11 protein-coding genes are annotated in these 13,527 nt (G+C 64.7%); all 11 read right to left on the bottom strand.

Annotated elements, in window-relative coordinates:
* Positions 1–30 precede the first annotated feature (30 nt).
* The gene (locus tag ASD78_RS04505; protein WP_056098669.1) at positions 31–1,002 is read right to left on the bottom strand and encodes a phytanoyl-CoA dioxygenase family protein; all 972 of its coding nucleotides are present in this window, start codon (positions 1,000–1,002) and stop codon (positions 31–33) included.
* Between the two features lie 86 nt (positions 1,003–1,088).
* Positions 1,089–1,700, bottom strand: a complete 612-nt coding sequence (locus ASD78_RS21155) for a hypothetical protein (protein WP_056098667.1) — start codon at positions 1,698–1,700, stop codon at positions 1,089–1,091.
* Positions 1,701–1,782: 82 nt separating this feature from the next.
* On the bottom strand, positions 1,783–2,556 hold the full coding sequence (locus tag ASD78_RS04495; protein ID WP_055908822.1) for a class I SAM-dependent methyltransferase: 774 nt from the start codon (positions 2,554–2,556) through the stop codon (positions 1,783–1,785).
* A 32-nt stretch (positions 2,557–2,588) separates the two neighbouring features.
* Positions 2,589–3,440 carry a class I SAM-dependent methyltransferase gene (locus ASD78_RS04490; protein WP_055908825.1) on the bottom strand — a complete coding sequence of 284 codons (852 nt, stop codon included), beginning with the start codon at positions 3,438–3,440 and terminating at the stop codon, positions 2,589–2,591.
* Between the two features lie 84 nt (positions 3,441–3,524).
* Positions 3,525–4,169 (bottom strand): class I SAM-dependent methyltransferase, encoded by a 645-nt coding sequence (locus tag ASD78_RS04485; RefSeq protein ID WP_082575427.1) that lies wholly within the window; start codon positions 4,167–4,169, stop codon positions 3,525–3,527.
* A 394-nt stretch (positions 4,170–4,563) separates the two neighbouring features.
* A complete protein-coding gene (locus ASD78_RS21420; protein ID WP_056098660.1) occupies positions 4,564–7,962 on the bottom strand; it encodes a glycoside hydrolase family 99-like domain-containing protein in 3,399 nt (1,132 codons plus the stop codon).
* A complete protein-coding gene (locus ASD78_RS21415) occupies positions 7,955–9,313 on the bottom strand; it encodes a class I SAM-dependent methyltransferase (RefSeq protein WP_056098658.1) in 1,359 nt (452 codons plus the stop codon). Before ASD78_RS21415 ends, ASD78_RS21420 begins: the two co-directional genes overlap by 8 nt.
* A gap of 2 nt (positions 9,314–9,315) precedes the next feature.
* A complete protein-coding gene (locus ASD78_RS04465) occupies positions 9,316–9,906 on the bottom strand; it encodes a class I SAM-dependent methyltransferase (protein ID WP_055908836.1) in 591 nt (196 codons plus the stop codon).
* A gap of 80 nt (positions 9,907–9,986) precedes the next feature.
* Entirely contained in the window at positions 9,987–11,378 is a 1,392-nt protein-coding gene (locus ASD78_RS04460) for an ABC transporter ATP-binding protein (protein WP_055908839.1), read from the bottom strand.
* A gap of 10 nt (positions 11,379–11,388) precedes the next feature.
* A complete protein-coding gene (locus tag ASD78_RS04455; RefSeq protein ID WP_055908843.1) occupies positions 11,389–12,219 on the bottom strand; it encodes an ABC transporter permease in 831 nt (276 codons plus the stop codon).
* A gap of 88 nt (positions 12,220–12,307) precedes the next feature.
* Positions 12,308–13,486 carry a cystathionine gamma-synthase gene (locus ASD78_RS04450; RefSeq protein ID WP_055908846.1) on the bottom strand — a complete coding sequence of 393 codons (1,179 nt, stop codon included), beginning with the start codon at positions 13,484–13,486 and terminating at the stop codon, positions 12,308–12,310.
* Positions 13,487–13,527 lie beyond the last annotated feature (41 nt).

The following is a 13,527-nucleotide window of genomic DNA, read 5'->3' as shown; positions in this document are numbered from 1 at the left end:
CAGCGAGCCCCGGGAACCGGTTACAGCGCCTCAGCGGCGCAATGCGATGCTCGGCAACTGCTGGAGCTGATCCTGCCAGGAATACTCGAAGATATAGCCGCCGTTCTCCGCGCAGATCACGCCCTGCTCGGGAGCGCCCGGCTTGAGGAAAGCCTGCGGGTAGGCGCCCAGCGAGGTGTAGTGGGTCACGTACGACATCCGCGTCAGCGCCTGGTTGCGGATCGCGGTGCCCTCGTGCGCGAGGTTGCCGTGCCAGATCAGGGCATCGCCCTTGCGCGGCAGGAACACCCGCGGCTCCACCTTCATCTCGCGCATCCGCGCGTACAGGTACTCGGCGAACTGGCCGGGGTCCTTGACGCTGTCGGCCTCGAGCAGGATCGAGCCGTCGCCCCAGTCGAAGAAGTCCGACACTTCGACCTGATGCGAGCCCGGGTAGTAGGCCAACGGCCCGGAATCGGGGCTGATGTCTTCCAGCGGAATCCAGCTCGCCGCCAGATGCGCGAGCTTGGTCTGCGTGCGCACGTACGGGTAATCGATGTGGATCGGCTGCTGACTGCCTTTATAGAAAGTCAGCGACTGGGTCGCGCAGGGCGCATCGTCGAACACCGCGCTCAAGAACTGCATCAGCTCGCGGGTCAGGCTGAGCTTGGCGGCGGCGTAGGAAATGGTATGGATGCTGTTGAACTTGACGCCGTCCGACTCGAGTTCGGCGGCGCTGAAATCGCGAACGTGCCCCTGCTTGGCCTTGAACTCGGCGAGCAGATCGAAATCCAGGTGATGCTTGCGCAGATAATCGATATCGCCGAAGAACGCGTCGATCAGCTGCGGATCCACAACGTTCTCGAAAATAACGATGCCGTCGCGCTTCCAATCCTTTAGCTTCTGCTCGAGGTCGAAATCGCAAGCCTCGGAATGCTTGTCGAGAAAACGCTTGAAATCGGGATCGTCCTGATCGATCCACGGTCGCGACGCCATCCACTCGTTCTTTCCGATCACCGCCATTACAAACTCCGTATATCCATAGTCACGGGAGGGAAGCCCGCCCGATCGAACCGGCGCCGCCGCTTACGACGGCGCCCATGACGCTGTTACTTGACGTTTACGATGCCGACGCCGAACCAATCGCAATAAGGCACACCGTTGCCCTCGTCCGCCTCGATCTTCAGTCGCGAAGCCTTGCTGACATCGACGTTGATCGTCGCAGCGTAGGTGCGATCGACGGCGACGTCGTTGCTCGCACCGCCGTCCAGGCTCCAGCGCATGCGCACCACGCCCGCTTGCGGATTGCCGTCGCAGTCGGCGACGCTGCTGAAATCGGCCATGTAGGGCGACAGGGTCAGCGACTGCAGTCCCTTGACGTCGAACTCGATGCTAGCGCTCTTGCCGGCGTCCGGATGCATGGCGAAACGATCGTCCTGACGCGGCTCGACCTTCTGGTAGCCGTCGACGGTGGCGACGATGCGCGGAGTGAGCGCGGCCAAACCGGCCTTGAGGCCGGCGGCGGCCACCGGATCGGCCTTGGCCGGCTTCGCCGGTGCGGCGGCCGGCGCGACGGCGGCCGGCGTCTCGGGCGCAGTGGCGGCCGGGGCCGCTGCCGGCTCGGTCTTGGCCGCGTCGGAGCTGCTGTCCTTCCAACAACCGGTGCCCAAGGCCATAAACGCGATCGCGCTGCCCAGACCCACTGCGAACTTCTTGCTCATTGTCTTCACTGTCTCCGGTTACCGGCCGTCGTAAGGCCTAGTTTTGCATGTGCTTCGTGATGGACCGTCGACACCCTGTGCCTCAGCCCCAGGGGGCGTCGTAACCGGGGCGGCCGAAAACGATCACGTCCTGATGGTCGGCCCACGCACGCTCGATGTAGCTGAATATGCGCACACCCTGAATCTGCTCGATCATCCGCAACATCGCGTGCGGCTTGGCCAGCGATACGCCGTAGTTGCCGGGCACATACTGGCTCGATTCCGCCGGCGCGTAGTCGCTGTAGCCATAACCGCGCTCGCGGTAACCGTCCATCACCTGAGCCCACTTTTCGGCCCCCAGATACGGCGAGCGCTGATGGACCTGCTCGCACCAGCGTCCGTGCATCGTGGCCACGATGATGCCGTTCGGCGCCAGGAATCGCGCCAGATGCGCCAGCCAGCGCGCCGACTGCTCTTCCGCGACATGGGTGAACAAGGAACCGACCCAGATCAGTTCGAACTCGGTCCCGAAGTCGACCTCGGTCAGTTCCGGCTTGGACACCACCGGCGTCGCGTTGAAGCGCTGCGCGCAATAAGCGACGCCGTCGGTATCCAGGTCGCAGGCATGGAACTGCGCCTGCGGAAACATCCGGACCAGGTGCCGCAGCACCCGGCCGTGGCCGCAGGGCAGATCCAGAACGCGATCCACCCGATGCAGATAGCTCGACATGATCCCCGCGAGGATCACCTCGATCGCACTGCGTCCCACCTCGAAATACCACTGGTTATTCATCAGATCGTTCGGAGCGATTTCCGCGTCGATCGGTGCTGCGTTGTATTCGCTGACCCACTTGTTGATCAAATCGAGGTTGTACATGGACGCTCCCTGTCGAGCTCGCCTTTTATGGATCAGCCCTTGCGCTTGAGCGCGAAACAAGCCTGGTCGTACTTCGCACCATCGAAGTAGCCGGCGACGAATTCGAACTGGTCGCCGAACTGCGTACGCGCGTAGGCTTCCGGAATCCAGGTCTCGCCGTAGAAGCTCTCGTCGCGCGGTCCGCCGCCACCGACACCGGCCGACGAAGCGTGCACGATGCGGCCTTCGCGGTAAGCGGCGCGCGCCGCGTCCAGGTCCGGGAACAGCGAGCCGAGCGCAGCCGCGTACGGCGCCGCCACCGGATCCTGCTCCTTGCACCAGGCGCAGTAGTCGAAGAAGGTTTCGTGGCGCGTGGTGAACGCGACCATCCCGCCCGGCTTGAGAATGCGCGCGAACTCCTGCATCCAGGCCTGGCACGCGGCCTCGGACAGGTGCGAGAACACCGAGTACGAGTAGATCAGGTCGAACGACGCATCGGCGTGCCGGGTCGGCGGGAACGGCGTACAGACCTCGAAGCGCGACGACTGGAACAGATCGCGGGTGACGTCGACGAACCACGGATCGACGTCCAGGCCGTGGATGTTCTCGACGCTCAGGTGCTCCATGAACACCCGCGAGATGCGACCCCAGCCGAAGCCGAAGTCGAGCGCGCGGGTATTGCGGTCCAGCGGCAGGCCGATGCGGCCCGCGGCATCGACCACGTTCTCGTAGAACGCGTGGGCCTGGCGCAGCGCGGCCTCCGACGACAGGCCGGTGGTGTTGCGCTGCAGCTCTTCGGTCGGGAACGCCGGCAGCTTTTCGCCCAGAGGGCTGACCTGAGTGGACTCCAGGCTTTGGATCAGGGTGCCCAGCCAAGCATTCTCGTTACCGCCGATATGTTCCATGAATAGTCTCGTTCTGCAGAAAATGGAGCGGCGCGCAGCCGCCTATGGCTCACGGCCGCAGGCGAAGCCCGCCGCCGTTCCGACTCAGAGCTTGCGCACCAGCGTCAGACCGTCCAGATCGCGCGCATCGCCCCAATCGAGCGTGGTCGACTGAACCACTTCCAGGCCCGCCTCGGCGGCGTAGCGATGGAAGGTTTCCATCGTCATCTTGTTGCGCGCATGCGGATTCATGCCGTAATGCTGACTCGGATCGGCGTCGTAGTTGGAGTGGTGGAACAGCGCCATGCCGCCGGACTTCAGGATCCGCGCCGAGTCGCGCAAATAGGACGCCACCAGATCGGGGCTGAAATGGACCATCGCGTCGTAGCAGAAGATCGCGGTGGCGCTCTCCGCTTCCAGCGGCTGGAAATCGTAGCCGTTGTTGCGAATGACCTGGACGCCCTCGAAGCGCTCCATACGGCGACGGCAAACCTCGAGGTTCTCCTCATGGATGTCCATCAGCGTGAGCTGCCTCGCCATCGGCGCGACCATCTCGGAGTGACGGCCATGGCCGCACGCGAGCTCGACCACGTTATCCAGGTCGAGACGATCGAAGTAGGGACGGAACAGATGATCCGAGTTCCAGAACATGAAAGTCCAGCGTTCCGCATCCGCGTAGTACTGGCTTTCCTTCCACGGTTCACCGACAACTTCGACCGACGATTTAAGATCCGACATAGTCTTTCCCATTTCTCTAGTTAGCGCAGAAAATATTCAAAGAAACCACATAGAAGCGCAGATACGCAGGAGCGCGCGACGGCGACGCTCCGGCCCTACAGATGCCAACCCGAGCTGCCGCGAATATACGCCATCGGCACCGGCCCGGCGTGGTGCATCGCGACAGAATATGCCCGCTTCACGGCGTGTCCGCGACCTCCCGGCGGGCGCGGGCGCGTAACGCAATATTGACGCGCTGTCCTAACCGGATTCCCAGCTCCTCGACGAAACGACAGGTCAGCTCGGACACGAAGATCGCGGCGACCAGGGTTATCGACCACAGAGAACGCAGCCAGGCCGCGCAAGGCATCGAGAAAGTCCAAACACACTGCCGCCGCAAGCGCATGACTGGCCCGTATGGCAGCGGTCATGTCAGTAGGTCCTGTACTTCCTTGCGATCCGAAAGGACCTTCACCTGCTCGTCGGCCAGACCGAAGTAATGGTGCAGATGTTCGGCGTATTCGCGCGCCAGCGCCTGCATCCTGGGCGACACGCTGTACTTCTTGCGCACCAGCTGCTGCATGCGCAGGACTTCGCGCAGATGCGGCAGGTTGTCGCTGCCGATCGTCACGCTGCCCGAATGGCGGCGATGGCGGTTGAGCGCGATCGGCGCGAACGCCAGATCGCCGTGTTCCAGCACCTTGAGATAAGTCAGCCAGTCGCCGGCGATGCGATAGCTGGTGATCTCGTCGATCGCGCCTTTCAGACTGCGCAGCAGCACGTCGCGGCGGAATACGGCAGCGCTGACGTTGGGCACGGTGTTCTTGACCGCCAGGCCATGATCGAGTTCTTCGGACAGGGTCGCGACGAAGGGCTGGGTCCAGCGTTCGCGGCCGAGGTCGCTGACGTAGTCCAGATAGTCCGGCGCCAAGGTCCGGCCGGTGCCGTCGATCTGGGTCGATTGGCAGTAGCTCATGGCAACGGCGGAACGCGCCAGCGGGGCCGTCACCGTGGCCAGGAAATCCGGCGCCGACAGATCGTCCGCCTCGGCAATCCAGACCACGTCGCCGCGCGCGGCTTCCACGCCCTTCAGCCATTGGCGGAATACCGAGCCGGAATTCTGCGACGAAGTGATCACCCGTAGCGGCACGGGCGAGGACGCCTGCAACTCGCGCAGCAGGGACACGCTTTCGTCCGAGGATGCATCGTCCAGCACGATGATTTCGTACACCGGCAGGGTTTGGCGAACGATGGAATCGAGGCGCTCGGCCAGATAGTGCGCATAGTTGTAATTCGGCACGACCACCGAAACCAACGGCCGTTGCTGACGGGTCAGTGCGAGCAGATCCAGCACGTAGGAACGGAACGAGTACTCGGACTCGATCAGTTCGCGCACGCGTTCCGAGATCTCTTGGCGACGCGGCCTATCGGCGAGCAGTTTCAGACACTGATCCGCGTAGGCCTCGATGTCGAGCATCGGCGCCAGCGACCCACACTGATGCTGGATCAGGGCGTCGAGTCCGCCGGTACCGGCAAAGCCGACCACAGGCACGCCGACGTCGAACGACTCCAACACCACCGAGGGATATGGGTCCTCACGCGAGGTCAGCGCATACAGGTCGGCACCGGCGTAGTAGTGATCGGTATTGCTGCGCCGGCCGATGAAATGCACCCGATCGGCCAGGCCCGCGCGCGCGACAGACGCGCGCACCTCGCGCTCGATCGACACGTCCGGATGCCCGACCCAGACGAAGTGGGCGGCGGCACGCTCGCGACAGACGCGCTCGGCCACCTGCACGAACAGGTCCACGCCCTTGCGCAGGTCGGCATAGCCCACGCAGAGCACGATCTCGGCGTCCTGGGCCAGGCCGAGCTCGTCGCGCAGCTCGCGACGCGCGCTGGCGATGTCGTGGCGCAGGGCATTGCGCTTGTACAGACCCTGCGGCCGGATCAGGGCCTGCTGCGGGGCCAGCGAGGCGTAACGCTCGAAGCCCTGCTTCACGGCGTCGGCAGCGAACACCACGCGCACCGCCGCGTCGGCGATGTCGCAAGCGTGCCCGGCCAGGCTGTACTGCTCGATGACGCCGGGGAGCTCATGCACGAGAGACACGACTTCGATGCCCGCCTCGTACAGGTGGCGCGCAAAGCGGCCGCTCACCGTGGTGTTGGCGATGGCCACATCGACCCCGCGCGCGCGCAAGGCCCGCGCGGCGCTCGCCAGTTCGGCGTCGTTGGACGCGTCCAGCACGGTCGTCGGCGCCGAATCGTGGAACTCCGGTTCGAGCATGCCGCCGCCGAGCAGCACCGCCTCGACCGGAACGCCCATGCGTGCCAGTTCCCGCACCAGATTCAACGAAAGGTACTGAGCGCCGTGCGGGTGCGCATCGTGGGCGACGATCGCGACCGCGCCGATATCGGCGCTGGGCCGGATCGACGGAACCTCGATCGCGTCGCGGGTCGCCTGCAGGTAGGCGTAGCCGTAGCGGCGGTCGGGCTCCAGGTGCGCGCCCTCGGCCCATTCGTTCCACGCATTGATGAAGACGACGCTTTCGCCGCAAACCGGATGCTCGTGCGAGTAGCTCACCGCATGTTCGAGCCAGTCGCGGTAACGCTCCGGGGTGGAGTGAGCGAAGCTGTAGCCCTTGCCGGGCTTGCGCGCTTCATTGTCCCAACGCGGCACCACGCCCTTGAACAGCGGGTAGTTCGGCGTCGGCCAATGCTTGCCGCGGTCGGCCAGTTCGGCGTAGTCGAGAATATGCCCCGCATAGTCCGGGTTGACGATCTCGACGGTGTGATTGATCGAACGTAGGCCACGGCCGATCTTGTGCGGCGGAAATTCCAGGGCGGCGTCGAAACCGAACACGCCCGGATCGTCGATGTCGAACTGCACCATCGCCAGGAAGATCTCGCCCAGGCCCTGCTCGCGGCAGTGCTCGCGCCAGACTTCCAGCGTGCGCTTGCAATCGGGCAGCAGCGACGGCCGATAGACGATCAGCAGCGGGCGCCCGTCGATACGGATGTAGCGCGAGTCGCGCAGGTACGGCAACGCATCGTGGATGAAGTTGAGATCGTTGTCGTGACTATGGTTCTGCCCGAGCAGGATGTCCTCGTCGTGACCGTCCCAACGGCGCGTCCAGTTCTCGTTCGCCCAGCACAGGCAGAACGGCAGATCGATGTCGGGATGGGCGATCAGCTGATCGAGCGGGCGCTCCAGCAGACGCCGGCCGGAGAACCAGTAGTGGTGGAAACAGAAACCATGCAGGCCGTACAGCTTGGCCAGTTCGGCCTGCCGACGCATCACGTCGACCAGACGCAGATCGTAGAAACCCAACTCGCCGGGCAGATGCGGCTGGTGATGGCCGATGAACTGCGGCAGCGCCTTGGAAACGTTGGTCCATTCGGTGAAGCCGCGCCCCCACCACTCGTCGTTCTCGGCGATCGGATGGAACTGCGGCAGGTAGAACGCGATCGCCTTCGCCGCCAACTGGGTCGGAGCGGCCAGGTCGGCCGGCGTGGCCACGTACTCGGAGCCGTGCGCGGTCGACGAATGCGCGCGCAACGCTTCGGCGTAGCGCTCAAGCAGCGCGGACGACTGCGGCGCGCCTGAAGCGCACTGGGAGCCCGGCGAGCCGGCCTCGACCATGGCGGGCACGGCGAAGCTGCCGCCATGGTTCAGCCAGCGCTGATAGGCGTTGGTACGGCCGAACACCGACCGGAAATTTCGGAACAGCCATCCCTTGATCGCCAGCCGTCGCTCCCAATCGAGCGGCAAGCGGCGATAGGACGCATGCAGCGCCCGGCCGATCCATGACCTCAACTTAGCCATGCGCTCTCCCGAGCAAGTGCTGAGACATCCAGCGCAGCGGCTTCGTCAGGCGCCAGCTCAGGGAATTGAACACTTCGGTCAATTCTCCCTGACGTTGAATCAAATCGTTCTGCAGCGCGGCTTCGTGCCGGTGCGCGGCATCCAGCTCCTCGTGCAGGCGTTCGAGCGAGCTCAAAGCCTCGGCACCCTGGCGCGCCAGGGCCTCCAGACGCTCGTTCAGATCGGCCACATGCTCGCCCAACGTCGCCAGCTGCGAACCCTGGCGATCGGCGATGTGGGTCGTGCCCAGCAGCTCACGCTCCTTGTCGCTGAGCACCTCGGACAAGGCGATCAGGTCTGCGCTCTGGCCGTCCAGCTTGCCGCGCAGGGCATCGAGTTGAACCTGCATCTCCGGCAGCATGCTGGAGCGCGCATCGGCGCGATCCACACGCTGCAGGACATTGGCCTGATACGTGGCCAGCTCGCCCTTGAGTTGCGCGATCAGCTCTTCGCGCGCGACCGATTCGCGACTGTGCGTCACCAGCTCGGCTTCACGGTCGGCGACACCCTGCTTGAGGTGGGCGATGAGCGTGCCGCGCTCTTCGATCACGTGCAGGTAATGCTTGATCTGGCCATCGCGATCCGCCACGCCCGCGCTCATCACCTCGGCGATCTCGGCGTTGCGCACGCCATCGCCCAGCACTTCGAATAGGCGATTCACCTGTGCGCCGGCATCGCCACGACCCAGCTCGGCCATGCGCCGCACGGATTCGGGCAGCTCGCTGCCGACCAGCAGCACACCCAAGCCATGGGTATGGCGGAATTCGAAACTGGGATAGCGCGCCGACAGCTCGTCCCACAAGCGCCATACACCGAAGTTGCGTTCACGCACCTGGGTGTCGTGGAACAGGATCACGCCGCGCTTTTGCGAAACCTTGGGCAGCCAGGTATCGAAGTCGTGCTTGACCGCTTCGTAGGTGTGCAGGCCGTCGATGTGCAGCAGTTCGACGGTACCGTCTTCGAAGCAGGCCAAGGCGTCGTCGAAGGTCATGCGCAGCAGCTGCGAGAAACCGGCGTACTGCTTCTGGTGGTGCTGCAGCAGGGTGCTGTACACGTCCTCGCCGTAGTGGCCGGCGTGTTCGTCGCCTTCCCAGGTGTCGACCGCGAAGCAGTTGGTCGGCAGCGCGTTCTGCTTCACCGCTTGGCAGAAGGCCAGGTAGGAGGCGCCGTTGTGAGTGCCCAGCTCGACCAGCATGGACGGCTTGAGCTCTTCGACCAGCCATGCCGCGAACGGGATATGGCCCTGCCATGCGCTCGGCGGCAGCTTGACCGGGCGCATGCACATGCTGGGGTTGAGATCGAACATCGTCATGGCTATGCGCTCTTGTAAAAGCGGAATGCAACTCGCATCGCGGCCTGGAATACACGGGCCCGCAGGCCCAGGCGCAGCTTGCGGAACACGCCCACGGTATCGCCCCAGTCCTGGCTGCTCGGATCGGGATGGTTGCGCTCCCAATCCGTGCTGACTTCCAGCAGCTCGCAGGCGCCGAACTTGGCCAGCGCGCGGTAGCCGTCGGGATAGAACCGCCAGCAATCTTGCGGGTAGCGATGCTCCGGGCCGCGTGAAGGCGCGATCAAGAAGATCCGGCCGCCCGGCTTCAGCACCCGCACCATCTCCAGCCAGCTCATCCAGAAGAACTCGACATGCTCGAAGGCCTGTCCGGAGATCACCAGATCGACCGAGCCGGACGCGAACGGCAGCCGGTACGGCGAGGCCAGAACCACGTCCACGCCCGGACCGGCTTCCAGGTCGATGCCGGTGTAGGACCACTTCGACTGGCCGAACAGGGTGCGGTAGGAACCGTTGACGTCGTAGGACCCGATGTCCACGACCGACAGCGACTGCTGCGGGTCCAGATGGCGGGCCACCAGGTCCTGCATGTGTTCGTACGAACTGACGTGCACTTAAGCGCTCCAGGGGGCCGTTCGCGGGCCGCGAACGGACTTGGCGGGGAGAATTCGGGGCGCCAGGGCGCGGCGCGGGTTCATGCAGCGCCCTTGCGCGCCTGCAGGCGGATACTGCGGAACGGGATGCCGACCAGGCCGGTCGACACGCTCGAAGTATGCGATTCGACCACCAGGCCGTCGTGGATCCAGTCGGCCTGCTCGTGCTCCATATAGGTGCCGTCGGCGACCGCGATGTCGAACGAGTAATGGCCCTGGGGCAGGATTGGCATCGCGAACTCGAACACCGCCGATAGCGACTCGCCGGCGGTCACGCCGACCGGCTGGTGCTGGTAGCTCAGATAGGTGTTGTCGCCGAACAGCGGCTGCCCCAGACGGTCCTTGACGAAGAAGCCGACGATCGGTTGCGTCAGGTCTCGATTCACATCGATCTCGACCTCCAAGCGCACCACCTCGCCGCCGACGACCCACGGCATCGTGTGCCCCTCGGTGTCGGTGAGCCTGACCGATGCGATCGAAGCCGCGCCATTGCCGAAGCCGGCGCGGTTGGGATCGAACTTGAACACTTCGATGTCGTTACGCAGCGCGGATTCGTTGATGCGTTCGATCCGGAAATCCGGACGGACGGGTTCCGGTGCGGCGACGCGACGCGCAACGGCCGCGGGCCGCACGGTTTGATCGTAGGTGCTGGCGTGATAGGCCTCGCACACGGTCTTGGCGTCGCCGCTCATGCGCAGATGACCGGACTCCATGAGGATCGCGCGTTCGCACAGGCTGGTCACCGCCGTCGCGTCGTGGCTGACGAAGATCACCGTGCCGGTTTCCTGGAACTTGCGCAGGAAGCGCATGCACTTCTGGCCGAAGAACACGTCGCCGACCGACAGCGCCTCGTCGATCACCAGGATGTCGGCGTCGGCATGGGCGATCACCGCGAACGCCAGGCGCACATACATGCCGCTGGAATAGGTCTTCACCGGCTGCTCGATGAAGTCGCCGATATCGGCGAAAGCCACGATGTCGTCGAAGCGCTGATCGATCTGCTCGCGGGTCAGGCCCAGCACCGCGCCGTTCATGTAGACGTTTTCGCGGCCGGTGAACTCCGGATTGAAGCCGGCGCCGAGCTCCAGCAGCGCGGCGACGCGGCCGTTGACGTCGATGCTGCCGCTGGTCGGGGTCAGCGTGCCGCAGATGGTCTGCAGGAGGGTCGATTTGCCGGAGCCGTTGCGGCCGATGATGCCGACCGTCTCGCCGCGACGAATTTCCAGCGAGACGTCGCGCAGCGCCCAGAACTCTTTGAAGTACGCGCGCGGAGCGCGGCCGGCCAGCCGCTGCAGGCGCGGCATTATCGACTGCTTCAGTCGATCCTCAGGGCGGCCGTAGACCTGATAGCACTTGGACACCGATTCGACGCGGATCGCGATCTCGCGCTCGTCCGCGGCGTCCGGCGCGACCTGGGTTTCGATCTCGGTCATGGCGCGCTCCTCAGACGACATCGGCGAATCCATTGCGGCTCTTCTGGAACCACCAATAGCCGATCCACGCGAACACCACCGCGAGCACCGAATACACTCCCAGCCCGATCCAGTCCGGCGTCTCCCCCGCGATCAGCACGGCGCGGCCCTGCTCGATGATGAAGGTCAGCGGGTTGAACAGGATGTACCAGCGAAATTCCTTTGGCAGCGCCGAAAGCGGGTAGAACACCGGCGCCATGAACATCAGCGCTGTGGTGAACAGGCCGGTGATCATGCCGATGTCGCGCACGAATACCGACGTCGCCGCGAGCAGCCAGCCGAAACCCATCGCCACGAATACCAGCGGCAGCACCACGATCGGGAAGAACACCGCGGTCCATGGGATCTCGTGCCCCAGGGCGAGCTGCGCCACCATCAGCACGACGAAGCTGACCAGCGCGTGGAACAGCGCCGAGCCGATCGCGACCCAGGGCAGCACTTCCAGCGGGAACACCACGCGCTTGACGTAGACGACGTTGCCCAAAACCAGGCCGGGCGCCTTGATGATGCATTCGGCAAGCAGGCCATGAATGATCACGCCGACGAACATGATCGCAGCGAAGCCGGCGCGCGTCTCCTCATGACCGACTCCCCAACGCGCCTTGAAGACGGTCGAGAACACGAAGGTGTAGATCGCCAGCATCAGCAAGGGGTTGAAGAACGACCAGGCCAGGCCGATCAGCGAACCGCGGTAGCGGCTGATCACATCGCGCTTGGTCATCTGGGTGATCAGCGACCAGTTGCGGCGCAGGCTGGCGAACATCGAGCCCAAGCTGGCGGGGTGTTTCGAATGCGGATTCATGCCTGCACCCCCTGCGACCGCGGAACGGCTCCTCCGATACCGCGGATGCCGGCCGAGAGCCGGACATGCGATCGCGTTGCGACCCGCATCAAGCCAACGCGCCTTCTAGTTCGGCGCGCAGATCCGCCAGGTCCTCGACGCCCACGCTCAGGCGAACGAGGTTGTCGGCGATGCCCAGCGCGGCGCGCCGGTCCGGCGGAATCGAGGCGTGGGTCATCACCGCCGGGTGGTTGATCAGGCTTTCCACGCCGCCCAGGGATTCGGCGATGGCGAACAGCTCGCAGCGCTCCATCATCCGGCGCGCGCCGTCCATGCCGCCCTTGACGAAGATGCTGACCATGCCGCCGAAGCCGTGCATCTGGCGTTTGGCCAGTTCGTGCTGCGGGTGCGAAGTCAGGCCGGGGTAGATCACTTTCTCCACCGAGGGATGCGTCTGCAGCCACTCGGCCAGTGCCTGTGCGTTCTCGCAGTGCGCCTTCATGCGCAGGTGCAGGGTCTTGAGGCCGCGCAGCGCAAGGAAGCTGTCGAACGGGCCCTGCACGCCGCCGACGGCGTTCTGCAGGAAGGTCATCTGCTCGGCGATGCCGGCGTCGTCGCCGACCACGACCATGCCGCCGACGATGTCGGAGTGGCCGTTGAGGTACTTGGTCGCCGAATGCATGACCAGGTGCGCGCCCAGTTCGAGCGGACGCTGCAGGATCGGCGAGCTGAAGGTGTTGTCGACGACCACGATCAGGCCGCGCTTGCGCGCGATCTCGGCGATACGGGCGATGTCGACCAGCTTCAGCAGCGGGTTGGTCGGGGTTTCGATCCAGACCAGTTTGGTCTCGGGACGGATCGCGGCTTCGAACGCGGCCAGATCGCTGAGGTCGACCCAGCTGAAGTCCAGGCCGGCCGAGCGGCGGCGCACGCGCTCGAACAGGCGGTAGGTACCGCCGTAGACGTCGTCCATGGCGATCACGTGGCTGCCCGAGTCGAGCATTTCCAGGATCGTCGAGGTCGCGGCCAGGCCGGAAGCGAAGGCGTAGCCGTGGCTGCCGCCCTCCAGGCCGGCGACGCAGCGCTCGTAGGCGAAGCGAGTCGGATTATGGCTGCGCGAGTACTCGAAACCCTGGTGCACGCCCGGGCTGCTCTGGGCGTAGGTCGAGGTGGCGTAGATTGGGGTCATCACCGCACCCGTGGTCGGGTCGGGTGACTGTCCCGCATGGATCGCGAGCGTACCCAGTCCGGGCTTGTGCGCCCCGCCATCCGGCTGTTGTTCAGTCATTGCGTCCTTCCGCTTCGGCTAGCATGCGCAAACGCGAATTC

Source organism: Lysobacter sp. Root667 (assembly GCF_001427715.1).
GTDB lineage: Bacteria > Pseudomonadota > Gammaproteobacteria > Xanthomonadales > Xanthomonadaceae > Lysobacter.
This window is presented reverse-complemented; position numbering and strand designations above follow the sequence as displayed.